This window comes from Xanthobacter pseudotagetidis (genome assembly GCF_043194795.2).
GTDB classification, from domain to species: domain Bacteria; phylum Pseudomonadota; class Alphaproteobacteria; order Rhizobiales; family Xanthobacteraceae; genus Xanthobacter; species Xanthobacter tagetidis_A.
In genome coordinates, this window is sequence record NZ_CM195534.1 from 2,587,683 (window position 1) to 2,611,202 (window position 23,520).

Below are 23,520 nucleotides of genomic sequence, written 5' to 3' on the forward strand. Positions count from 1 at the left end.
CTTTCGGCACGGCGTCAACGTCTGGCGGCGCGCCATTGGAAACGGCCGTCACCGGCCTCGTCGGTCCAGACGGGCAGTACGCGGCCGATGACCGAACCGCGCGGGAACGGACCGAAGTAGCGGCCGTCCACGCTGTCCGGGACATCGAAGTTCATGAGAAACAGTTCGTCATCGCCGATGCGGCGGCAGCCTTGCCAGACCGGCATCTTGCGGCCGGCATTATCGCGTTCGCGGGCGTGGCCGATGGTCGAGCCATAGGCGACGATGTCGAGGCCGTGGCGGCAGACAGTCTGGCCTGGAAGCGCCAGGACGCGCTTCATCATGGGCACACCCATCGGCAGATAACCGCGATCGGCCATGAACTCGGCGATGAGTGGCGGCGCCGCCACCGCAACAAGATCGGTGACGTCGAGATTGTCGGCCGGCTGCACGGTGTAGAGGCCGATCGGCGCGCTGGCGCTGGCGTTCCAGATCAGGTCTATCGGCGGATCGACGAATGCCGACGCGCCGACCGTGACCGTAGACAGCGCTGTTGCGAGCAGCGTGGCGATGCGGGTCATGAGCCGACCTCGCGCCGTTTGAGCCAGGCTTGATGACGTGTGCGCGTGTAATTGCGCGGCGTCTCGTTGACGGACAGTCGGTTGTGGACGTGCTGCCAGTAGTCCGGCGCAACATCGGCCGGATCGATGCCGAGCGCCTCGACGGCGTCAACGGCATGCAGCACACGCTCGACCTTGGGCCAACCGTCCATGCGCAGGAGGATGTCGCCGCCGGGGCGCACAAACGGCAATGTCTGGTAACGCGCGCCGGGAGCGATCGCGCGCACAATGTCGGCACGCGAGAGGATGGTGCCGTAATCGTTGGCTGCCCACCGCACGAAGCAGAAGATGCTTCCAGCAGTGAAACTGAGGACGCGGCGATGGCGGTCCAGGATCTGCTGTCCTGCCGGATGCCCGAAGCGGACGCGGTTCTCAATGCGCTGTTTAAGCCAGGTCAACTCGACCAAGGTGAGACTGCCGTCTGTGTCATGCGCGCGCGAGACATCCGTGATCGTGACGCCCTTCATCGCCGGCCTCCCCTGGCGCGAGGAAAGGTCTTCAGCAGGAGGAGACGCAGCATGTAGGCGACGGTGACGCCGCGCTCGAATGCCGTGATCTTGATGCGGGCGCGCAGGTCAGGCGTGATGTCGATGGTCAGTCTTGCCGAGAAGGCATTGCGCTTGCGCCGAGCCTGGCGCGGAGGCTTTCGTCGTTTGGTCCGGCGCTTGACGTCGACTGGCCAGAACTTGAGTTTGGTTTTGCGCGGTCGCCGGGTCATGGCGTCACCGCGAACTCTGCATTGCTCAGCGAGGCAACGTCGTTGCGAGTGGCTGCACCTAGCAATCCGCAACGGATGCCCGCCGTTAGCAAGAATCCGAAGGATTCTCTGTTAGAGAAGTTAGGCGGGTGATTTCGCAAGCGTGCTTCGCGGGTTAAGCACGATTTGGGTTCCTGATAGGACGGGTTTGCGGTTCCCGATAGGACGGGTGTTCGGGTTCCTGATAGGACGGTTCTTTTCACAGCTTATCCCCATCGTGTTGCGGCCGCGGCGTGCGCAGGCGTGGTGCGGACGGAAATGGATTGGTGACGGGCTGGAAGCTCAGGCACGGCGCGTTTTCGGCGCCGGCGATGCAGGCGAGTTGGTAGCCGGGCAGCGGCTGGCGGCGCACGATGTCGCGCAGCTCGAATGCGAAGCGCTTGTAAGGCGAGAGGCTGCCGGACTTTAGATGAAGGTGCCGGAAGTCGAAGATCCAGCCATGACGCTGGCGTCCGCCATGCTTGCGCACAAGACGGTACAGCCAGCGCTCAAGTCCGCCGGTGAGTGCAAAATATTCGCGGTCGATGGTGAGGACGAGCGCCTCCATCATGACGCCGGCGTAGAACCAGTCCGGCAGGATCAGTTCGATGCCGCGCGGCCGGCCGGCGCTGTCGGCACGCTCCTTCCATTCGTTGATCCAGCTAAAACGATGCCGCCGGCGTTCTGTCGGTTGACGGATCGAGGTGGCGACGGTTGTCGACTGCAGACGATCGAGGCCGGCCTTGAGCCGCTCGTAGTTCTGTGCGGAGTCGCCGCGTCCGATGAAGCTCAGAATCTCATATGGCGTCGCAGCCATCAGCCGTGATGTGCGCAATCCGCGGTCGCGCGCATCGACGATTTGGGACGCGGCCCAGATCAGCACGTCGGCGTCCCAGATTGTCGCCATGCCGTGTTCGTGCGTCGCTTCGACGACAATCGTGACGTCCCCCATGTGGAAGTCGATGGGCCGGACGCGCGGCGTCTTGGCGAGTGAGAAGAACGGCCATGACATGAGGTCTTGCGCGTCGCGCGGCGGCATATCGCCGGGCCTGGCGCGAAAGAGTTCGAGTTGATGATCGTCGTCGATGGAACGTCGCATGCGAACACCCGTCAGCGGCTACGCGACGGCGTGGCTCGCGCCGAGCGAGAGGACGGCTGCGGGCCGGGATCGGACGTGGAGTTGCGGGCGCGCTCGGCGGCCCAGGTCTCGAGGTCATCGATGGCGTAGACGACGCGGCCGCCAAGCTTTCGGAAGATCGGGCCTGTGCCGGTGCAACGATGTTTCTCAAGCGTGCGTCCGGAGAGACCGAGAAACGCCGCGGCATCGTGCGTGCGCAAGAAACGGGGCGTAACGCGAGGAGGAGAAGTGTCCAAGATGAGCCTCCGGGTCATTGGCGGCCGCTGCCGGACAAGGCAACGGATCGGAGGCAAGCGTGACGGAAGATCGGCGTCGTGGGGGAGACCCGCCCCAGGAGGCCTCCTGAAGTGTCCCCTTCGTTTGGCGCCCGAGAGCTCGGCGGGGCGGTCGCGGCTAGCGCCGGCGGAAGCGCCTCGCACGTTTGGCGTCGCCGCGCAGTAGCGCGAGATAGCCGCCGTTTGTCATAAGCGTGGCGCGCGCGATGATGCGGTTGATGCGCTTGCGCAGTGCTGCGTTAGTCCATTCGATGGCGGGGATATCGCGCGCTTGCGGATCGAGAAGGACCGCTGCGATCTCACGACGCGACGCGCCATCCCGAACACCATCGAGCGCGCGGAGTTGGAGCGTGAACCTGCTGCGCTGATGCACCGAGAGCTGCAAGCTGCGCATCAGGGGACCGGACCGCTCGCCGGCCAGGCGTCGCTCGAAACGCTGAATGGCATGCATGCGCGCGGCGCGGTCGTCATCGCGGGGGATGATGAAACTGCTGCCGCGCGCATGATGACCGCCGACGAACCAGACCTGATGATAGCCGTCGGCGTCAGCGAGGAGAAGATGACGGCCATCGCCGGTCGTCACGCTCGCCAGGATCGGCGAGAGATCTTCGAGACGGATGGTTCGCGCCGCGATGAAGGTCTCAGGCGCGGGAGCAATAATAACAGCGGATGGCGAACTTTCTGGTCGCCATATGGAAGGCGAGTTCCAGGCAGCGATGTCGGGGGCATGCGCGAAAACTCAAACCCCAACGTCGTGCGAGCCTGTCCATTCCGGCGGCATGCTCGACGACGCCTGACGCGATCTGATCCTGTGTGACGCGGTAATCTTCGCTGTAGTCGTGATTGCGGCGGAGGAACTCGGCGGCGAATTGCGGGCGATCGAGGCTCATGAGTTTTTCGGCGGTGCTCGCAGATCGCCAGTCGGACGCAGGTGGCATGATTACTACCCTCCCATCGACTGATCCTTGGTACGGATCGCAATCGTTGAGTATTGAGAGGATTGCAACGTCAGCTAGATATTAAGATTGAATGACGCGATAGCGTCGGGTTTGACCTCGGCGTGCGCTGCACGCGAGGGCTATTGCATGCGCGGTTCGAGGAGATTCCGATAGCCTTTATCTCTCATCCAGTGTGCGCGTGCGAGATGACTATCGTGCACGAGCTTGGCGCGCTCCGGATGCTTGTTGGGATCGAGGCCGAAAATGATCGAGACGGCCTCGCGCCAATCCGCGCCTTCGGCCTCGGCATCCAGCAGCCGGATGTAGCTCGCCAGATGTTTCTCGTCATAGGAACTGACGCGATCAAGCTGCGGAGGACAGTCTTCGAAGGGGGTAATGGTCACAGGTTTACTCGTGCGCTCATCCTTATTTACCAGAAATTAGCCAACCGGAATTGATTTCGCGCTGGCATCACGTAGGCGGCATTACGCTATCGCCGAATGATATCGAGCCATGCTCGCCCAGCAGACCGCGTATTTTATAATGCGGACCTGGGTCGCCCCCGACCTCACGCTCCGCGCCGGAAGAACTCCACGGGATCCGTTTCAAGGACGTCGGCGAGTTTTTCCAGCATGTCGATCGTTGCCGCATGCTGTTCGCGTTCGAGCATTCCGACATAGTTGCGATTGATGTCTGCACGATCGGCAAGCTCCTCCTGCGACAGGCCTTTAGCCTGCCGCAGCCGGCGCAAATTTCTGGCCACGGTCTCGCGCAATCGCATGCGGGAGACGTCGCCGGATCACTAATATACTGCCACCCAGTATACTAGGTATTCGTCGGGCTGGCGAGTTTAATGCACGTGGAATCCGAGCGTCTGGTTGAGCGTCGACGCCCACCCCCCGGGCCGATGTCGGGGCCCGGCGGCCTGAGCGAGGCGTCGCGACGCCATGCCAGAACCCCGCCCGGCGGTCCGGGCGGGGTGTCGGAAGGCTGGCTCAGTCGACGTTGGCCTTGCGGCCGCGCGACCAGATGAGCGTGTAGCTCTCGCCGTCTTCGTCGTCGAAGAGGTTCGCGTAGATCGGCGCGTTGAAGCTCGGGTCGTCGAGCTTGACCGACAGGTAGTTGCGGCCCTCGGTGGACCGCTTGGCCCAGGCGGCGCCGATCTCGGCGCGGCCGACATAGACGCGGTGGCTCGGGGCGTTCTCGTTGGTGCCGTTGCTCTCCGGGACCATGCGGACGTTCTTTGCCTGGAAGCTGAGCGTGACGATTTCGCCGACGAAGCCCTGCTCGGTCTTGGTGAAGGTGCCGATGTTCGCCATGATAGTTCTCCTTGCTTTCTGTTGCCGAGCCGCGACCATCGCGGTCTCGATGGCGACCGACAGGCCGGAGACGATCGACGCCGCATCCGAAGGACCGAAGCGCAGCGGAGGATGCCAGGCAGGCAACTTTCTTGTCTCGCGAGGAATGGGCGAAGCCCAGGGGAAGAAAGTTGAATGCCGGCATTGCGGCTAGTCGAGCGAGGCGCAGCCGTTGTCCGGCCAGGTCTGGCCATCGTAGAGACCCGAATGGACGCGCTGCTCGAAACAGGAATAGTGCAAGGAGAAGCCAGCGAACGTCACCACCACGAGACCACGCGCGCGCCGATGCTGAAATCGCTCTGCCCTGCTGCAGGCGACGTCTCGCATTCCCCAAGACACGCGGCGGCAAAGAACGCCCGGCCATCGCAACATCAGTCCGCCGGAGCCCGGCGCGCCGCGGCGACAAGCGATCCGCCGGCCGCACACTCACTGTCACGTCAGGCCTGAAAGCACCCTGCTTCGGCTTTGCTCCGATCAGTACCCTCACTGAGCGACACGGCGCAGCACTCGACTCATTAGGTAGCGGCGTCGCCGGACTACGACAGTGCCGGTCTTCCATGCCCGCTGGAGCCGTCGGGGGGAGATGCCGCAAGCCGCGTCCAGGCCGTCACGCCGATCACGATCGCGCCGATTACGGCGAAGACTTGCCGCCAGAGATCGGACGTCATGGTGAGGCCGGAGAGCCCAAACGTTGCATAATAGCCGGCAAGCGCAGCCGGCACCGCGAACATCAGTGCGACCGCGATCCGCAGAAAGGGCGTGCGGACGATCGAAAAGATCGTCTGGCCGATGACAAGTGTGAAGGCAGCCGCGACTAGGCCAAGAACGATTGCGCCAAACGGGCCTGCGCCTACGCCGTGTGCGTAAGGGCCAGCCGTCATGCCGACGAAGAACGGCAGCGCGTAGATCGCGAGCGTGAACAGCACCCAGCAGAAGAAGCCGAGGCCGATGATGTTGAGGACGATGCCGAGTGCGAGCATGGTGGATCCTCCCGTGACAACAATGACATGGGTTGCGCCTTCCACCACCTCCACGGCGCGGTCGGCAGAATAGCAGAATTCGCGCGAAACGACAGCAATGGATCGGCTCCATCGCCATGTTTCGTCGCGACATGCGTTTCGCGAGCGCGAGAGTCCCTGCGATTGAAGCGGCGGCGCTCACGCGCCGCTCTTTCCGAGTTTCCAGACCGGAATGCCGAACCGGCGCGCCTTGTCGGCTAGGTTTTCCTGGATGCCCGAGCCCGGTGCGACCAGGACGCCGATCGGCAACGCTTCGAGCATCGCGTCGTTGCGCTTGAACGGCGCAGCCTTGGCGTGCTTCGTCCAGTCGGGCTTGAATGCGATCTGCGGCACCTTGCGGTGATCTGCCCAGCGGGCGGCGATGCGTTCGGCGCCCTTCGGCGATCCGCCGTGCAGCAGCACCATGTCGGGGTGCTTGGCGCGGACCTGATCGAGACGATCCCAGATCAGGCGGTGATCGTTGAAGTCGAGCCCGCCCGTGAAGGCGATCTTCGGACCGGCCGGTAGCATCACTTCGGTTTCGGCCCGGCGCTTGGCTGCGATGAAGTCGCGGCTATCGATCATCGCCGCGGTCAAGGTGCGATGGTTGACCATCGATCCGTTGCGCGGATGCCAATGCGATCCGGTGTGGCGCGCGAAGTGCTCCGCGGCCTGATCGCGGAAGAACTCCATCACGTTGCGCCGTTCGACCAGCGTCATGCCCTCGGCCGTGAGGCGCTCCAGTTCGACGGAGCGGATCTCGGAGCCGTCCTGTTCACGCTGGCAGCGCCGCTGCGCCTGCTCGTTGTCGTCGAGCTGGCGCTCGATCCGGCCATTGGCGCGATGGAAGAGGTTGACGGTCGACCACAGAAAGTCTTCGAGGTCCGGTTCGAGGCGAGTGTCGGTCAGGGTTGCCACGAGCGCATCGAAGATGTCGGCGACGGCACCGGCGACATTACGCGCTTCGGGGAGCGGTCTGGGATCGGGCTCGTCCTGGAAGGGGCGATAGCCATGCAGTTGCAGTTCGGTGAGGATGGTGTCGGTGGCGGATGCGGCGTGCGACTCGTAGCCGGTGTCGTCATAGTCGGTCGTCATGAGGTGCTTCCTTCTGTCGGATCGGCCGCGCCCATCGCGGCCTTCATGGCGACACAGGGCGGCGGGCGGACCGGACCTGCACCGCGGCGCGAGGCGCAGCGGCCGGAGCGAAGCGGAGGATGGCGGAGGACGGCTATTTTGCTTCGCGATGCAAAGGCGCGTAGCGCCGGCGGAAAATAGCCGGCCGCAGCCATTGCCGGCCCGGGCCGCTTGCCGCACGGTCGCCCTCGCAAGAAGGCCGTGGCCCGGCCCTCTCCGACGGAAGCGCCTTCACACGCCGACACAGCGGCAACGCGCCGGTCACCCGTTCCGGCCACATCTCACAGACGCATGAAGCGTGCGACGTCCTCCGGCACGAGTTGAACCCGCACGGCCATCCGTAGCGCATCGGTGCCGAAGCGGCGCAGATCGGCGTTGAAGTCGTCACCGTGGGGCGACAAGACCACCGCGTCGATTCGTGCCGCGTGGGCACGGTCGAAGAGACTGGCCATCGCGCCGTCGCCTGCCGGATCGTTGTCGCGCACGATATAGAGCCGGCGCAGCGTCGCCGGAAATACAATGGCGGCGAGATGAGCGGCCGAGAGCGCGGCCATCATCGGCATGTCGGGCAGGACGCAGCGAAGCGACAGCATGGTTTCGATGCCTTCGCCCGCGGCCGCAACGTCGCGCACCACACCGAAGCGCACCGCGTTGCCGAGCAGATGGCCCATCGCGCGCCGCGGCGAGTCGATCGGCGCCTTGCCGAGCGTGGTGGGGTCGAAGCCGTTCGGATCGAGCCAGGTCCGGTGCGCGCCGGTGATACGGCCGTCGAGATCGGTAACGGCGGCGATCATCGCCGGCCAGGTCTCGGTCGGCATGTCGCGATCGGGACGATAATAGCAGCGTGGGTGGAAACGGAGATTTCCGGTTTCGGGCAAAGCCGTGATGCCACGATTGCGCAAGTACGTTTCCACGAGTGTGCGCGGAATCGGGTGCGACATGGCAAACAGGCGCCGGGCGGATTCCGGCGATCCGACCGGAGCTGGTGTCAGACGCCGCTTCAACGCGAGTTCATGTTGCGGTCGCGGAAAGCTCAGGAAGCGCCTTGCTTCCGTCTCGATGTCGCGGAAGTCGTCGAGCGCGCAAGTCGCGCCGATGATATCGAGCAGGTCGCCATGCTCGCCGGTCGCGGCGTCGGTCCACTTGCCGGCAGCGCCCTTGCCGGATTCAGGGCCGCTGAGGCGCACGAACATCGAGCGCCCGGGCGTGTTGTTGACGTCGCCGACCATCCAGTAGCGGCCTTCGCGGCGACCACTGGAGAGATAGTGCCGGCACACCGCCTCGGCCTCGCGCGCGAGACGGCGTGCCAGTTCGGCCGCATGTCCCGGCATGATCAGGCCACGCGCTCGGCAACGCGCGCAACCGGATATCGGTCGAGCACTTTGCGCAGGACATCCACGCCGGCGGCATCGGTCGGCACGAACATGCGCAGCTTCCACGAGATGATCTCGTGGAACAGGCCGTAGGCCGTGAGCCGCTCGCGCATGGCACCGGCGAACCCGGTCAGTTCGATGCGGTTCGCGCCCATGACGCGGACACGGCGAAGCTGAAGGCCTTCAGCGAGATCGAGGATGGTCTTGCCGTCGAGCAGAGCCGAATGCGCTGCATCGGGCGTCAGCGTCGAGGCGCCGATCGCGGTCGCACTGGCAACCCAGGCCGGTGACACCTTGCGGCCGATGATGCGTTCTCCATCATCGGTCTGGAGCCGATAGACGCGTGTCGATTCATTCGGCAGCCGCTTCCAGATCGGCAGCAGGAGACCGGCGACAATGTGAATCTCGCTGTCGGTGAACGCCGGCACGTCGGCCAGTTCGGCCGACCAGACGCGCGCGAAGCTCTCACGATCCGCCTCACGCCAATGGGTCTGTGGCATGGTCGCAAGCGCGATGACCGGGTGCTCCATGGGCCGGATCAGGCGCACGCGACGTTCGACCTGGCCGTCATCGAGCATGACGCTGCGCGCCGGCGCCTGCACGGCGGCGCGGCCGGATTGCGTGTTGACCAGCAGCAAGGCGCGCGGATCGGAGAGATGCTCCAACGCCTCGTCGAGCGTAACCGGCCGGTTGCGCTGGCGTTGCGTGATCGTCAGCAATCGCGTTTCGGCCTCGGTGTTGGGATGCGTATAGATGGTCTGCCGATCCGTGACGCTGAAGCTCTCGGCCGTCAGCGTCTCCAGGCCAACATCATAGGTGCCGGACGCGATCGCGCCCTCGACCCGTGCGGTCAGCAACTGCTCGAAGGCGACGAACAGGATGTTTTGCAGGTCGATAGTCAGCGCCAGCAGACGGTTGAGGAACGTCGTGATCGGCGGGAGTTCGTCCTTGATGCCGTTCGCGTCGGTCAGCTTCAGTCCCGTGGCATCCTCAAAGGTCTGAAGCGAGCAGCTTTCGACCTTGCCCATGACCAGAAGGAGATAGAGCTGACGCAAGGCGTCGCGCGCATAGTGACTCTCGAGGTTGTCCTCGGGGCGGAACAGGCCCTGCCCGCCGGTCTGGCGCTGCCCCTTGGTGATGGCCCCGAGCGTGTCGAGGCGCCGCGCGATGGTCGAGAGGAAGCGCTTTTCCGCCTTCACGTTGGTGGCGATCGGCCGGAACAGCGGCGGCTGCGCCTGATTGGTGCGATTGGTACGGCCCAGCCCCTGAATCGCCGCGTCGGCCTTCCACCCGGCCTCCAAGAGATAATGTATGCGCAGCCGCCGGTTCCGGACCGACAGTTCGGCGTGATAGCTGCGTCCCGTGCCGCCAGCTTCCGAGAACGCCAGAATACGCTTGACGTCATCCATGAACGCCTGCGTCTCGGCGAGGTTCGCGGAGCCGGCACGGTTCTCGACGACGAGGCGGTCGATCCGGTCCGATCCAGTCTTGCGGATAATGCGGCGCGAGCGGCCCGTGACCTCCGCCACCATGTCCGTGCCGAAGCGCTGCACGATCTGGTCGAGCGCGCCATGCACGGGGGACAATGACGCGAGCTTCTCGATCAAGCGATCCCGGCGTGCGACTGCGTCCCGGCTCTGCACCGGCTGGCCGTCGCGATAGACTGGCCGTGACGACAAGTTTCCTTCGCTGTCCGTGAACGGCTCGTAGAGCTGGGTCGGGAAACTGTGCGCCAGATAATCGAGCACGTATTCCCGCGGGGTGATGTCGACCTGCACGTCGCCCCATTCCTCGGTCGGGATTTCGGCAAGCCGGCGTTCCATCAGCGCCTCGCCGGTCGAGACGATCTGGATCACCGCGGCATGACCCGCCTTCAGGTCACGCTCGACGGACGCGATCAGCGTCGGCGTCTTCATCGCCGTGATGAGATGGTTGAAGAAGCGCTGCTTGGCGCTCTCGAAAGCGGAGCGCGCGGCGGACTTGGCCTGCGCGTTCAGCGTGCCGGTCTCGCCGGTGACGTTCGCCGCGCGCATCGCGGCATCGAGGTTGTTATGAATGATCGAGAAGGCACCCGCATATTCATCGTAGATGCGGATCTGCTCATCGCTCAGACGGTGCTCGACCAGTTCGTACTCGACGCCCTCGTAGGAAAGCGACCGCGCCGCATAGAGGCCGAGCGCCTTGAGATCGCGGGCCAGCACTTCCATCGCGGCGACGCCGCCCGCCTCGATCGCCTCGACGAACTCCGCGCGCGTCGCGAACGGGAAGTCTTCTCCGCCCCAGAGGCCGAGGCGCTGCGCATAGGCGAGATTATGGACCGTGGTCGCGCCCGTCGCCGAGACGTAGAGAACGCGCGCGTTCGGCAAGGCATGTTGCAGCCGCAGTCCGGCCCGGCCCTGCTGCGAGGCTGCGACATCGCCGCGCTCGCCCCTACCGCCGGCGGCGTTCTGCATCGCGTGTGATTCATCAAACACAATCAGGCCGTCGAAGTCCGCGCCGAGCCAGTCGACGATCTGGCGGACGCGCGAAGCCTTTTCGTCGCGCGCATCGGACCGCAGCGTCGCATAGGTCGTGAACAGGATGCCTTCGGCGAGCCGGATCGATGTGCCCTGCCGGAAGCGCGACAGCGGTGTTACCAGCAGCCGCTCCATGCCGAGCGCCGACCAGTCGCGCTGGGCATCCTCAATCAGCTTGTCAGACTTGCTGATCCAAACCGCGCGGCGTCGGCCCTTCAGCCAGTTGTCGATGAGAACGCCCGCGACCTGGCGGCCCTTGCCGGCGCCGGTGCCGTCGCCCAGGAACCAGCCGCGCCGGAAGCGCACCGCATCTTCGGCATCATCCGATGCGGCCGTGACGAGATCGAAGGTCTCGTCGACGCTCCAGGACCCGGCGAGGAAGTCGGAATGGGCCTCGCCGGCATAGACGACGGATTCGAGCTGGGCATCCGAGAGCAACCCGCCTTGGACGAGGTTCGCCGGCAGATGCGGCCGATAGGTCGGAATCGGCGGCGCGACCGACGCCATCGCGGCCGACTGCACGAGCTTCGTCGGATGCGCCGTCGATCCGGGAATACGGATCGACTGCAATCCGTATTCTTCGTAAATCGCATCCGTGAGTTTACGGCTTTCCGTGGGTGCCCACGCGACCTGCTCATAAGCGAGTTCGACGGCCTCCGGATCGGCCGTCGATGTCGTGGACGCGGACGGCCGTGAGACATACGCGCGAACGGTCCGCGGAATGGCCGCGCGCTGAACCGTCGGAGCGATGACGTTGCCCGCGATCGGTAGTCGCGGCGGGACGCGCTCCGTGACCCAGCCGAGCAGCGTCGTCACGTCGGGCGCGACATCGCGATACGGCGGAAACACCGTCGTATCGTCAGCCGGCAGACGGTCGATCACGGTCAGGCGCGTGTCGATTGTGGTGCCGTGCTTCGCATAGACGGCACCGTCGATGGCGGCGGAGAACACGACGCGGCCGCGCTCCTGCAGGTGCACGAAGGCGTCGGTCCACGCGGGGTTGTCGGACGCGAAGCTCGCGCCGGTGATCGCGACCAGGCGTCCGCCTTCGGGCAGTCGCGCAAGCGCGGATGCGATGTGCCGCAAGGCCGCATCGGCCATGCGCCGATCGACATGCGCGACCGCCGAGAACGGCGGATTCATCAGCACGACGCTCGGCACGATCCCGGCATCGAGGTGATCGTCGATCTGCGCAGCGTCGAAGCGCGTCGTGGAGACGCCGGCGAACAACCGCTCGAGAATGCCAGCGCGGGTATCTGCGAGCTCGTTGAGAACGAGCGCTGCGCCCGACAGCTCGGCCAAGATGGCAAGCAGGCCGGTGCCGGCCGACGGCTCCAGCACAATGTCGGCTGGCGTGATCGCGGCAGCGACGCTGGCGGCGAAGCCCAAGGCGATCGGTGTCGAGAACTGCTGAAATGCCTCGCTCTCTTCGGAGCGGCGCGTGTGGGTAGGAAGAAGTCTTGCGAGCTTGGCAAGCATCGGCAGCATAGCCGCGTCCGAGCCGGACCTCGCCCGCATCGCGGGCCCGAACCTGCGCACGAACAGGACGCTCGCCGCCTCGCAGGCGTCGTAAGCCGTCTTCCAATCCCATGCGCCATCGGCGTCGGAAGCGCCGAATGCGGTTTCCAGCGCGGTCCTCAACATCGGCGCGTCGATGCGGCGGCCGTGTTCGAGGTGGGGAAGGAGAAGGCGCGCGGCGACGAAGACTGCGGACGCCGGATCGGCGGCAGGGACAGGGCTGGCCGCGGGGACGGCCGTGGACACTGAACGGCGGGACATGGAGGGAGCCTCGCGAGAGCGGGGACGGATCAGCCGCCCGGACGCTCTCTCGATCCACGGCGGCTCAAATCCGTCCCGGCCCGCCTCTCCCTCTCCTGCGCCAACGCATGAACGGGCCAACTCCAAGAAACAGCGAGTTGATCGTGGGCATCGGTTCGCGCAGGCCGGTCTGACGAACAAATGTCGCTGTTGAAAGGAAGCGGGACGGCCGGAGCCGCCCCGCTCGTGGAGTCATTCAGCCGCAACGGCGTGGGGCTGTTCGTCCTCGCCGGTTTCACCCGCCTCGTCCTCGTCATCGGCGAGGAATTCGGGAAGCGGTTCGCCTGTGGTGTTGGGTTCGCCTGATGCCGCAGCCACCTCGGCAAGGCGCAACGGCTCGGGAAGCCAGCCCATGCCATCGAGCAGCCGCTCTGCCTCCTTCGCCATCTCGTTCTTCTTGAGATGGTCGATGAGTTGCACCGACGCCTCACCCTTTGCCTCGCGCACGGCTTCGAGGATGCGGCTCTTGGTGACGCGACCAAGATAGTTGTCGACTGTCGGGCGCCAGCCTGCTTCCGCCATGTCGAGATTGACGGCACGTGCCAGGCGATCGGCCTGATCGATCCGATGGCGCAGGCCGTGCGCCGACACGCCGGTGCCGCCGTATCGATCAATCTTCTCGAACAAGGCATTCACGCCGAACGACACGCAATGCGCCAGCAGCGCCGAACGGCTGGCGTCGTCGAGCGCGGCGAGCCAATCCCACAGTGCAACTTCGTCGTTCGGCATCTCCGCCGCCCAGGCCTTATTCCTTTCGTCGATGGCTTTCGCCGGCGGGGAGTCCTTCAGGTCGGATGCCTGCGCAGAGAAGTGGACCTGCCGAACTGTTACCTGCAGACAGCCGTTCGGCATCTCACGCTGGAAGGTATCGAGGCAGAGCTTGTGTAGCAGCGCCGTCATCGCGACCTGGGGATTGGTCGCTACGGCGTCACGCAGCGCGAGCGAGCGATGGGCCGTCAACTCCATCACGAGGCGCTCAGGCAACGGCTTGATGCCGTCGTCTTCTTCGTCCTCGGCCTCAGGCTGGCCGCTAACCGTGATGACGGTCCGCCGTACGGATGACGCGTCGGGATCGACAGCGTCCGTGTCAGAAGGGTCGGCATTTGCGTCTGCGCCCTCAACCGGCGCTTCGTCGTCCGGACGCACGAAACCGCGATCGATCAGCAGGCTGCCATCGCTGTCGATGCTAACGAAAACCCCGGCGCGGGTGATGTCGGCCGCATCGAAGATATGCGGCCGATTGTCGAAGGCGGACAGCGCCTTCTCGATCTCGCCGAGGCGGGCGTCGACCTCGTCGGGAATCTCGTCGGCGTCCTGATACTCGGCCTCGAGCTTCGCGTGCTCGGCTTGCAGCGCTTCCACCATCGCCTGCTCCTCGGCCGTGATGTCTGCAGGCGTTCCCTCGAGCTGACGGAAACCGTTGTCATGGCCATAGGGAAAGCTGATTGCGACCTCGATCCATTTCCAACCCTCGGCGGCAATGGTCTCCGCATCCGCCTTCAGCTTTTCGGTGACGAGACGCTCGAGCAGCGGCACGTCCTGCCACCAGCCGCCATCGTCGCGCTCGAACAGGTCGCGCAAAACACCTCCGCCGGCGGCTTCATATGCCGCGACGCCGACGAACTGCGCCCGCTTGTCCGACGCACGCACCGTATCCTCGGTGAGCATGCGCCGGATCTGGTACGGCTCGTCATAGCCAGATTTGCTGACGTTTTCCCAGACCAGCTCCTGTCGCGCGTGATCGCCGGTCACGGAAAAGGCCATGAGTTGTTCGAGCGTCATGCCGTCCTCTGCATAGACCTCGTGCAGTTTCGGCGACACGGATGCCAGGCGCAGGCGCTGCTTGACGATCGCCGCGGTCACGAAATGCCGCGCGGCGATGTCTTCCTCGCTCATGCCGAGAGTGCGCAGGGTCTGGAAGGCGCGAAACTGGTCGAGCGGATGCAGGCCGACGCGCTCATCGTTCTCGGCGATCGAGTCGTCCTCGGCGATACCCCCTTCGCGGACGACGCAGGGAACGAGCTGCGTCTTCGCCAAACGCTTCTGCTTCACCAGCAGTTCGAGGGCGCGGTAGCGGCGACCGCCGGCCGGCACCTCGAACATGCCGGTCTCGTTGCCCTCACCATCAAGGACGGCGCGGACGTTGAGGCTCTGCAGCAAAGTGCGCTGCGCGATACTCTCGGCCAGTTGCTCGACCGACACGCCGGCCTTGACGCGGCGTACGTTCGACTGGCTGAGTACCAGCTTGTTGAATGGGATGTCACGCGAGCGCGACAGAGTGATCTTCTGCACGGCCTTTGCCATGTGAGTTCTCCACGACGGGCGGCCGAAAGCCTCTCTCTCGACCTCCAACCCGTCGCGGGAAAACCCGCTCCCCTCTCCCTCTCTGGCGACCCAACCCACGCCTGTCACGCGGCCTCCTGATCTCCGACGGCGATCTCAGCGAAGGCGCTGGCAAGCGGCTCTGAACGGAAGCCGAGCAGCCAATCAGCCGCTTTGCTTGCCTGCGACGCGGCGCGGACGATCGCGCGATTGTCCTCGCGCAACACGTCGAGCCACGAGCCGATATAGTCGGCATGGCGCACGGTCGGCACGATGCCGAGCGACGCGCAGGAGAACGCCGCGCACAGCTCAGCGATCAGTTCTTCGAAGGCGTATTTCTTCGAGCCGTGCGCGCCGGACAGGTCGCGGTTGAGGCGTGAGCGATGGCCGCTGGCGTGGCCCAATTCATGCAGGGCTGTGCGGTGCCAGTTGATGGGTTCGAAATACGCGGCAGGCGGCGGCACCTGCACGTAGTCCTCCGATGGAATGTAGAAGGCGCGGTTGCCTCCGATACGAAAGTCGATGCCGGTCGACTTGATGAGCGCTTCTACCTCCGGCTCGATCACACCGGGAGGTGGCGGCGGCGCGATGGTTACGATCTCGTCCGGCAGCGCATCACACTGGTCGGTGTTAAACACCGTAAAGCGCTTTAGGAACGGAATCGCCTGCGGTTCTTCCCCGGATTCTGCCGCGCGCTTCTTCTCATCATTGGGAATGAAGCGGTCGGCATAGACGACAGTCGTGCCGCGCTCACCCTTGCGGACATGGCCGCCGAGCGAGAGTGCCTGGCGGAACGTGAGCCAGCTCTGGCCGGTGAAGCCGTGCTCGATCACAGACCCCCAGAGGATCAGGACGTTCACGCCGCTGTATTGCCGCCGAGTGGAAGCGTTTTGCGGCATTGCGAGGGGCGCCTTTGCGGCAGCCGTACCCCAAGGCTGGACCCAGGGTACGCGACCGGCCTCCAATTCGGCGATGATCTTGTCGGTGATTTCGTCATAGAGGCTCGCCCGGTCCTCGCCGGCGCGCGCACGATAAGCATTTCTCGACATCGCGGGTCTCCGCGACGGGCGCCGCGAGCCTCTCCCGCGGCTTCCAACCCGTCACGGCCCACCCGGCCGGCACTCTCACTCTCCTCCTGCGCACCAGCAGCGCACGCGGGCGTCGGTTTCACCGAACGAATCCGCAAGCGCCGCGTCAGGGACGGAAGCCCGGAGGGTGAAGACCCGGCATAGCCGGGGCTTCAGCGACAGCCGACGGCGCGGTCCCGCAGGGAGACGCCCGATCCATCTCGGATAGCGCCTTTGACTGCCACTTTCCGCCGAATGCCCCCAAAAGCATCTATTGTCGGTTCGACCAGGACAGTGACCACGGGCGGGAAACATGGCGGCGGCGTCTGGCGACGATAATGAGTCAATTGAAGAGCATAAGCAGGCGCTGATTCATCCGGCGGCGATGCTTTACGGTGTTCAGAAGATGTTTGGCGATCAGGCCAGAGTGAAGGCCAAGCAGGCTTATGGACGCCTCATCGACGCCCACCTTCTCGTCGCCGGCGTGCTGGGCGCCGGATTGCTGCGCACCAATGGCGTGGTGACACCGATCACTGCCACGTCGGAAGAGCGCAACGCACTCTTCGCTGGATTTGTCATTGGGCTGAACGCCTGCGAGAGCGCCATTGAAGAAGCGCGCTATCTGCAAGCGCACGCGCTGCTGCGACAGGAGATGGAAATCCTGGCGCAGCTAAAGGCGGTCCGCGAAGGTCGGCGCAAACCGAATGGCTCCCCCAATGTGACGGCGCTCGAGAAATCCCTGCGCCGGCTCTATGGCGATCTCACCGCTGCGGCGCATGTGTCGAAGCACGACGTCGTTGAAAGCGTGACTGCCTGGGATGGTCCTATGGAAGATCTTCCTGGGCCCACGGCCATGACCCGTTACTTTCCCGAGACCGATACAGGCCTGGCCCGTCGATCCTTTGCGCTGCACATCACCCTGATGATCCATTTGATCGAGGAATTGAGCCTCGACTACGACGAGCGCCATCCCAATCATGCCTTCACCGACCGCGAGCGCGCAGCGCTCAATCACGCCGTGAAGCTCATGATCGCGGAGGGCCTCGTGGAATCTGACGATCCCGAGCCGCTGAACAACCAAGGCTGACCACCGATGCTGAGATTCAACAACCAATGGCGGTTTGACAGTCCCGGTCCGATCGAGCCCGGCGTCGTCAGCGATTTTCTCAATCTGATCAACCGCATCAGCGGTCAAGGGTCGCGAAAGGCTATCCTCGAACACTTCAAATCGGCTTTCGCCGCCGCAGCCGGCATCCCCTATCATTCGAGCAGCGACGCGAGTTGGGCCGCCAGCGATCTCGATCGGGCGATGGACGAGGCCGCTGCTAACGCACCCTTGTTTATCGACGCCTTTTACTCCGGATGTGAGCAGTTGCAGCAGCGCAATCCCGAAATGGCGCTGCCCGACGCAACGCGCATCAACCGCATCCTGACCGAGCATGGGGCCGGCTATCAGATCGATCTTCCGAATCTCATCGCAACGCGGACTCACATTCCGATCACGGTTCCTGAGCAGGCCCCTTCCCTCGATGCTCAAGCTCGCGCCCTGATCGACACGGCCCTTCAAGCGACGGAGAGAGCTCTCGCCGAAGGCAACGGCCGGCAGGCGGTGCAAGAAGTTCTATGGCTTCTCGAGACGGTCTCGACCGCTTTCCGAAGCGACGAGATTTTCGACGGCTCCATCCAGGGCCGGTATTTCAACAAGATCATAGGCGAACTGAAATCACGTGGTCGTGGCGGCCATCAGGATCAGATCCTGCAATGGATGATGACGCTGCATGGCTATCTGTCCTCGCCGACCGGTGGCGGCGTTCGCCACGGCGTCGATCTGCGCGATGGGCTCGCGCTTCACATCAACGAAGCCCGCCTCTACTGCAACCTGATCCGCAGCTACATCACCTTTCTTATCGGAGAACACGAACGCCTGAGCGGGCGCTCCTCATGACAATGTACATGACCAAGACCTGGGGTTTCAGCGTGCCCTGCGGTCCGTTGCAATTCAGTCTGAGCGGATTTCGGGACCGCGCTCGTGGCTTGCTCCAACCTGGCGATCTTGTGGCCATTGTCGGCACATTCGGCGCCAATACGCCCGAACAGGAACGCGGCATGATCCTCGGCCTGATGGAGCCGTCGACGGTGGTCGTCAGTTCGCTCGATTATTTCGACCTCGACGCGGTGCGCGAGGTCGATCGCGACGAACACGGCAACTATCGTTGGCCCTTCGGCCTTGAACTCCGCGCCGCCTGGCGTTTCACCGAACCCCGAACCGCGCTAGGCGACATCTCCGCACGGCAATTTCATATGGATTCCGCGCAAGGCATTGTCCCGCTGCTGCCGAACGAAGCGGACGCGATCCTTAATTTACCGCGCGAGTCTGTGCCGCTGCTCAGCCCGCTGCGCGCGAGAGTCCGCGTGGAAGGGCTTGACGCCGCCCGGCGGAGAGCCGCGCCTCCCCCATCAACGACACGCACCGGCATCATGCACCTCCGGCGCGCACCGGCCTTTACTTATGCCATGAGGCTAGAAGGTGCGACGACGTCCGCATTCAAGATCGGCTGGGCCTTTGACTGGAAGCAGCGCGAGCGGCAATTCAATCAGGCGGCCATGCCTGCGGCCGGCGGGTTGCGATACCGCACGGTCTATCACGAGATATGGGAGACGGCGTTCGATGCCTTTCGCATGGAGCAGGCCCTGCTGCGCCACTTCGACTCGGCGCGCCATCCGCAAAACCGGGAGGTCGTCTCCGCGGTTGGGGAGGATAAGCTCTTGGCGGCGTGGATTCGCTGTCTGCAGGCGACGAAACAGACCCGGCAGCTCCAGACCGAGGTTCCGGCTCGGCCTGTACAGGGTTCGAGTCCCCGATCCGGCGACGAAGTTCGGTCGATTTAATACCGCCTTCCAGGCAAACCATTGAATCTAATTGATAATTCTGAACGTTCGTGCAGCCTTAAGAACTTGTGAACCATTGCCTTGCGGCGCCGGAGTCAGAACACTACATGAACAAACTAGGGCAATTGCGCCCAAGCGGGGGAGTTCATGTTCGAAATTGATTTCCTGCCGGTCGGCAACAGCAACGGCGACGCCATTTGCGTCCAGTACAGCGTGCCGGGCGGCGTCCTCGTTCATGTGGTGGACGGCGCCTACAAGGACGTTGGCGACAAGATCGTCGCGCACATTCAGACACATTACGGCAGCTCCTACTTCATCAACCACATGGTGCTTTCGCACGCCGACGATGATCACGCGACCGGTCTGGTCGAGGTGATGAAGAAGATGAAGGTTCAGAATCTCTGGATGAACCGGCCGTGGCTGTACGCCGCGGAGACGCTTCAGCACTTCCACGGGCGCTATACGCTTCAGGGTCTGATCAACAAGATGCGCGAGCTGCATCCCTATCTTGTGGAGCTCGAAGATCTTGCGGCCAAACAAGGCACCATCGTGCACGAAGTGTTCCAGGGCGCCACGATTGGCAACTTCACGGTGCTTGCGCCGTCGCGCGCCCGCTATGTGCGGTTGGTCCCGGATCTTGAGAAGACGCCGCAGCGCATGACCACCGCGGATTCGGCCGGCAACTTCCTCCTCGAAGCGCTGCGCAAGGCACGGAACAAGTTGCTGGAGACATGGGACATCGAAACGCTTTCAAACTCCCCCGACCCGACATCGGCGTCGAACGAGACCAGCGTCGTGCAACTGGGCGAACTCGACGGGCAGCGCATCTTGCTGACAGCCGACGTCGGACCGGAAGGCCTCAACGAAGCCGCCGACTACGCAGCGCTGCTGGGCAAGCTGAAGATCCCCAACATGGTTCAGGTGCCTCATCATGGCAGCCGGCGAAACGTCACGCCGAATGTGCTCGACCGCTGGCTGGGAGGAAAGGTCGCCAGTGGCGTCACCTGCGGAAGCGCGATCTGCTCGGTCGGCGATGGCCAGCCCGAATATCCGCGCGGCCAGATCAGCAACGCCTTCTTGCGCCGCGGCTATCCCGTGTATGTGACGCGGGGCAGCACGATCATGCACCATTCCGGCAGCAGCCGTGGTTGGCCGTCGAGCACGCCCGTTCCGTTCCAGGCCGAGGTCGAAGACAAGGCGGCGCCGGGTGTTGCGGCATGATCGAGCAAATGGGGTCTTCGATGCTTCGTTTCTTCGATGCCTACACCGTGAGGGCTCGGTTCATCCCCGCCATCCTCGCGGTCGCACCGGCTCTGGCCGCCCTGTTCTTGCTCGTGCCGTGGAAGGAGCTGGACCTCTACGTGGCGGTGACCACGGTGGCGATGCTGGCGCTACTGTATGCGTTGTCCGACTGGGCACGGAAACAGGGACAGGCGCTCGAGCCGGGCCTGTACAGCGAGATCGGCGGCAAGCCGTCGGTCACGATGATGCATCGCTCTGACAACACGATCGACCAGGCCTCAAAGGATCGATACCGCGCCTTTCTTGCGGCCAAGATCGAGAAGCCGGAGCCGAGCGCGAACGACGAGCAACAGAACCCCGCCGCAGCGAATGCATTTTATGAACTTGCCGGGACGTGGCTTCGCACGCACACCCGGGATGCCAAGAAATTCCCGATCTTGTTCAACGAGAACTGCGCGTATGGCTTCCGCCGGAATTTGCTGGGCGCGAAGTGGACGGCGCTCGCATTGAACGGAATCGTCGTTGCTATTTGTGCGGCTGTGCTCGTCTATCACGGGACGCTCGACATCGGGAGCGCTGACGCGAAACGCGTTCTTGTCGTCCTGATCGTGGCTGCCGCCCATGCCCTGTATTTTCTTCTGGCCGTGAACCGGAAGAGCGTGATTGCCGCAGCGCGGACTTATGCGCGAGAGCTGATCTTGTCTTGCGAAACGCTCATCACGCCGAAAAAAGCCGCAACAAAGCCAGCAAAGAAGGCGGCAGCATCTCGCTCGAAGGCACCGCAACAGCCGTCACCCTGAACACATCAAGAGATCAGCGGCGGTCTATGTGTATGTCGCTGCCTTGCGCTCTCTTGCAAAGCGCGGTCGCACGCTCGACGCTGTGTCGGGCGCTTACTGCGCAAGTTCCTCGGCGCTCGGAATATCGATGATCTCGTGCCAATGCTTGATCAGCTTCTGATAGACGCCGGCCACTTTCGCTTGCGCGCTCTCAAGCTCTGACTTGGTCAGCACCTCACTTTCCAACGTCAGCACCCCTTTGCCCCTGACGCTGATGTGCTTGAGGTAGACTTCGAACTCTCGGGTCTCCTTGTTCACATCCATGTCGAGCGGGCCATGGGCGAACTTGTTTCGCGTCTTCACCACCTCGGCCGCTTCGCCGGCGATCCCGCGGATGATCTTGAGGATCGGCTCCGGCCGGCCGGCCTCGACCATCAGCGCTTCGAGCGCGCGGAATTTCGCATGAATCGATCCGAGCTGCGTCGTGATACAGGCGCCGCGCCGGTCCTCGACGTCGGCCAAGTACCAGATTGCAACATCGACCCAGTGCTCGAACTTCGCCCAGGTGGTGGTGATCCGGCCGATCTCGACGAGCGTCGATTCATAAAGATCGCGTTGCGGATGGCGCGCCATCTTGGTTCTCCGTCAGGCAGTCGGAATTGAAGGGTCAGGCCGGTGGTGCGGCTGGCGACATCGGGAGGCGAAAGCCAGGATAAACAAACGATCGGCTGATCGTGTTGCAGTCCGCTTCCGAGAGTCCCTCTCGCCGCGCGACCTCGTACCACTTGTTTCGAACCTGCTCTTCCATCTCCAACACGATTTTTTCGGCTTCGTCTTTTTCAAGCAGGAAGCGCATGCTTTGCGAGACGATATTTTCGGCGTTGGCATAGCGGCCAGCGTCGCCGCAGACCATGGCGAGGTCGCGTCGCTCCTCGCTGATCAACGGCGTGGGCGTGAGATCGTAGGCAGGCGAGAGCTTCCAATCCGGCGTCATCGCCATAACCGCATGATTGCGCGGGTGATCATCGGTGTTGGAGATCAATGCGTTGAAGCACATCCTGCGGAACAATTCGGCAGCATCGGCACGCGGGTTGGCCGAAATTCGCCGCAGCTCTTCAACCAGCAGAACGTAGGACCACCGGTCGCGTGTGTCGTGCCCCTCTTCGGCGCGCAGGAGTGTCAGGCCGCTGAGCATGCGGGCGCGGAGATAGCCGCCTTCTGCCCGCTCGCGATCAAATCGCTTGACCATGAGGACGTCACGGCCGCCGACGACGATCACCTTGCTCTCCGCCGTTGTGACACCGCACGCCCGTGCGAGCACGAGCATCGCATGCTCAGCGCGCGCGCTGTTCCATTTGTCGTCCTTCCTGTTGAACTTGGCGATCCATAGGCCGTCGGTGTCCTCGACGACGGCCTTCGGCCGCGCGCCGCCCATCGACGTGCCGACCAGCAGCAACTCCTCGACCTGAGCGGCTTCGGCATCGTCTGGGCGATCTTCTTCATCGATGATGGCATCGGCGATCTTCTGCAGCCGAGCGAGGCTCAGCGTCTTGTTGAAATCGCGCTTGGGCGCTGGAGGCTGCTGATTCAGTCCGAAGCCGAGCGCGCCTGCGCGGTCGTCGGGTGAGTGCAGCAGGTAGTCCATCTCGTTGAGCTGGGCTGCACCGACATGTCGCTCGATCACGCGGCGCCCCCAATAGTCCGGTCCCGCGTCGCGCAGCGCGCCGAACAGGCCTTTCATGCCGACAGTTTCGTAGGTCTGGCCGGCAAGCCTGAGTTCGATCGGATCGATCGGCACCGCGTCGGCGCGGGCGAGATAGCTACGGCCGTAGACCAGTCTGCCGATCGCAATGTCGCGCCTGTCCTTGGTGAGTTCAAACCGCGCCGCGGTGACCGGCGCGGTCTGACCGGGCAAGGTGATGTAGACGAAGCATTCCGTCGGCGTGACCTTAGAAGTCATTGTCCAATCCCTTCGGGCTACGGGCGTGGACACGATCCTGAATCAAGGCGAGACGCTGACCCTCCTCATCGAAGCGCGGATCGGCTGCATCACCAAGGCGATCGATCAGGCCGTAGGCCCACAGCAAGCCCGCATACACACCGATCTGCGTCGAGACCTTGCCTTTCTCGGCGTCCAGGATGGCACGACGGCCGGTCCCGATCTTGGCGGCGGTGGCGTCGACGGTCAGGTTGCGGCGCAGGCGGGCGGTCCGCAGATCGGCCCCTAGCTTCTTCAAGGTTCGATCGACCTCGAAGGGGGGCGCCTGGACGAGATTGTTCTTGGCAGTCATGGGCTCTTAAGGGCTCCAAATCCCGGTTTTCGTGCTCTTAAGAGCAT

The 23,520-nt window shown here is 63.9% G+C and carries 24 protein-coding genes; 5 read left to right on the forward strand and 19 right to left on the reverse strand.

Translation table 11 applies throughout. The features are described from left to right. Positions 1–14: 14 nt before the first annotated feature. From V5F67_RS11805 to V5F67_RS11880, 16 genes are all read right to left on the reverse strand, one after another. Positions 15–560: a S26 family signal peptidase gene (locus tag V5F67_RS11805; protein WP_394017654.1), complete on the reverse strand. Its 546-nt coding sequence runs from the start codon at positions 558–560 to the stop codon at positions 15–17. Then, entirely contained in the window at positions 557–1,066 is a 510-nt protein-coding gene (locus V5F67_RS11810; protein ID WP_086089433.1) for a DUF2840 domain-containing protein, read from the reverse strand. The genes V5F67_RS11805 and V5F67_RS11810 overlap by 4 nt, the downstream gene beginning before the upstream one ends. After that, entirely contained in the window at positions 1,063–1,317 is a 255-nt protein-coding gene (locus V5F67_RS11815; protein WP_120265346.1) for a ribbon-helix-helix protein, read from the reverse strand. The genes V5F67_RS11810 and V5F67_RS11815 overlap by 4 nt, the downstream gene beginning before the upstream one ends. Positions 1,318–1,555: 238 nt before the next feature. Further along, positions 1,556–2,434 carry a replication initiator protein A gene (locus V5F67_RS11820; RefSeq protein WP_086089432.1) on the reverse strand — a complete coding sequence of 293 codons (879 nt, stop codon included), beginning with the start codon at positions 2,432–2,434 and terminating at the stop codon, positions 1,556–1,558. An 11-nt stretch (positions 2,435–2,445) separates the two neighbouring features. Next, a complete protein-coding gene (locus V5F67_RS11825; RefSeq protein WP_394017653.1) occupies positions 2,446–2,727 on the reverse strand; it encodes a helix-turn-helix transcriptional regulator in 282 nt (93 codons plus the stop codon). Between the two features lie 139 nt (positions 2,728–2,866). Then, on the reverse strand, positions 2,867–3,466 hold the full coding sequence (locus V5F67_RS11830; protein ID WP_509210662.1) for a DNA -binding domain-containing protein: 600 nt from the start codon (positions 3,464–3,466) through the stop codon (positions 2,867–2,869). Then, entirely contained in the window at positions 3,390–3,686 is a 297-nt protein-coding gene (locus V5F67_RS11835; RefSeq protein WP_394017652.1) for a transcriptional regulator domain-containing protein, read from the reverse strand. The genes V5F67_RS11830 and V5F67_RS11835 overlap by 77 nt, the downstream gene beginning before the upstream one ends. 140 nt (positions 3,687–3,826) lie before the next feature. Next, complete coding sequence (locus tag V5F67_RS11840; RefSeq protein ID WP_086089428.1) at positions 3,827–4,090, reverse strand: DNA -binding domain-containing protein; 264 nt, start codon at positions 4,088–4,090, stop codon at positions 3,827–3,829. Positions 4,091–4,254: 164 nt separating this feature from the next. Then, the gene (locus V5F67_RS11845; protein ID WP_086089427.1) at positions 4,255–4,467 is read right to left on the reverse strand and encodes a helix-turn-helix domain-containing protein; all 213 of its coding nucleotides are present in this window, start codon (positions 4,465–4,467) and stop codon (positions 4,255–4,257) included. Between the two features lie 214 nt (positions 4,468–4,681). Beyond that, positions 4,682–5,005 carry a DUF736 domain-containing protein gene (locus tag V5F67_RS11850; protein WP_394017651.1) on the reverse strand — a complete coding sequence of 108 codons (324 nt, stop codon included), beginning with the start codon at positions 5,003–5,005 and terminating at the stop codon, positions 4,682–4,684. A 575-nt stretch (positions 5,006–5,580) separates the two neighbouring features. Further along, entirely contained in the window at positions 5,581–6,024 is a 444-nt protein-coding gene (locus V5F67_RS11855; RefSeq protein ID WP_086089424.1) for a hypothetical protein, read from the reverse strand. A 177-nt stretch (positions 6,025–6,201) separates the two neighbouring features. After that, positions 6,202–7,137, reverse strand: a complete 936-nt coding sequence (locus tag V5F67_RS11860; protein WP_086089423.1) for a DUF2493 domain-containing protein — start codon at positions 7,135–7,137, stop codon at positions 6,202–6,204. Positions 7,138–7,457: 320 nt separating this feature from the next. Continuing rightward, positions 7,458–8,507, reverse strand: a complete 1,050-nt coding sequence (locus V5F67_RS11865; protein ID WP_394017650.1) for a DUF7146 domain-containing protein — start codon at positions 8,505–8,507, stop codon at positions 7,458–7,460. Between the two features lie 2 nt (positions 8,508–8,509). Continuing rightward, a complete protein-coding gene (locus tag V5F67_RS11870) occupies positions 8,510–12,844 on the reverse strand; it encodes a strawberry notch-like NTP hydrolase domain-containing protein (RefSeq protein ID WP_394017649.1) in 4,335 nt (1,444 codons plus the stop codon). 231 nt (positions 12,845–13,075) lie between these two features. Beyond that, positions 13,076–15,187: a ParB/RepB/Spo0J family partition protein gene (locus tag V5F67_RS11875; RefSeq protein ID WP_394017648.1), complete on the reverse strand. Its 2,112-nt coding sequence runs from the start codon at positions 15,185–15,187 to the stop codon at positions 13,076–13,078. A 104-nt stretch (positions 15,188–15,291) separates the two neighbouring features. Then, entirely contained in the window at positions 15,292–16,254 is a 963-nt protein-coding gene (locus V5F67_RS11880; protein ID WP_394017647.1) for an ArdC family protein, read from the reverse strand. Positions 16,255–16,585: 331 nt separating this feature from the next. Here V5F67_RS11880 and V5F67_RS11885 point away from each other — a divergent pair, with 331 nt between their 5' ends. The 5 genes from V5F67_RS11885 (at position 16,586) to V5F67_RS11905 (ending at position 21,203) form a co-directional block, all read left to right on the forward strand. Continuing rightward, positions 16,586–17,359: a hypothetical protein gene (locus tag V5F67_RS11885; RefSeq protein WP_086089417.1), complete on the forward strand. Its 774-nt coding sequence runs from the start codon at positions 16,586–16,588 to the stop codon at positions 17,357–17,359. A 6-nt stretch (positions 17,360–17,365) separates the two neighbouring features. Continuing rightward, complete coding sequence (locus tag V5F67_RS11890) at positions 17,366–18,217, forward strand: hypothetical protein (protein WP_086089416.1); 852 nt, start codon at positions 17,366–17,368, stop codon at positions 18,215–18,217. Positions 18,218–18,225: 8 nt separating this feature from the next. Then, the gene (locus V5F67_RS11895) at positions 18,226–19,161 is read left to right on the forward strand and encodes a hypothetical protein (protein WP_394017646.1); all 936 of its coding nucleotides are present in this window, start codon (positions 18,226–18,228) and stop codon (positions 19,159–19,161) included. Between the two features lie 147 nt (positions 19,162–19,308). Beyond that, positions 19,309–20,382: a ComEC/Rec2 family competence protein gene (locus tag V5F67_RS11900; RefSeq protein ID WP_394017645.1), complete on the forward strand. Its 1,074-nt coding sequence runs from the start codon at positions 19,309–19,311 to the stop codon at positions 20,380–20,382. After that, on the forward strand, positions 20,379–21,203 hold the full coding sequence (locus tag V5F67_RS11905; protein WP_086089413.1) for a hypothetical protein: 825 nt from the start codon (positions 20,379–20,381) through the stop codon (positions 21,201–21,203). Before V5F67_RS11900 ends, V5F67_RS11905 begins: the two co-directional genes overlap by 4 nt. Positions 21,204–21,296: 93 nt before the next feature. On the opposite strand, the gene V5F67_RS11910 is transcribed toward V5F67_RS11905, so the two are convergent. Genes V5F67_RS11910 through V5F67_RS11920 form a run of 3 tightly spaced genes read right to left on the reverse strand, consistent with a single transcriptional unit; the run spans position 21,297 to position 23,473 of the window. After that, positions 21,297–21,815 (reverse strand): hypothetical protein, encoded by a 519-nt coding sequence (locus V5F67_RS11910; protein ID WP_086089412.1) that lies wholly within the window; start codon positions 21,813–21,815, stop codon positions 21,297–21,299. Between the two features lie 34 nt (positions 21,816–21,849). Then, positions 21,850–23,142 (reverse strand): type II toxin-antitoxin system HipA family toxin, encoded by a 1,293-nt coding sequence (locus tag V5F67_RS11915; protein WP_086089411.1) that lies wholly within the window; start codon positions 23,140–23,142, stop codon positions 21,850–21,852. Then, on the reverse strand, positions 23,132–23,473 hold the full coding sequence (locus V5F67_RS11920; RefSeq protein ID WP_086089410.1) for a helix-turn-helix domain-containing protein: 342 nt from the start codon (positions 23,471–23,473) through the stop codon (positions 23,132–23,134). The genes V5F67_RS11915 and V5F67_RS11920 overlap by 11 nt, the downstream gene beginning before the upstream one ends. Positions 23,474–23,520 lie beyond the last annotated feature (47 nt).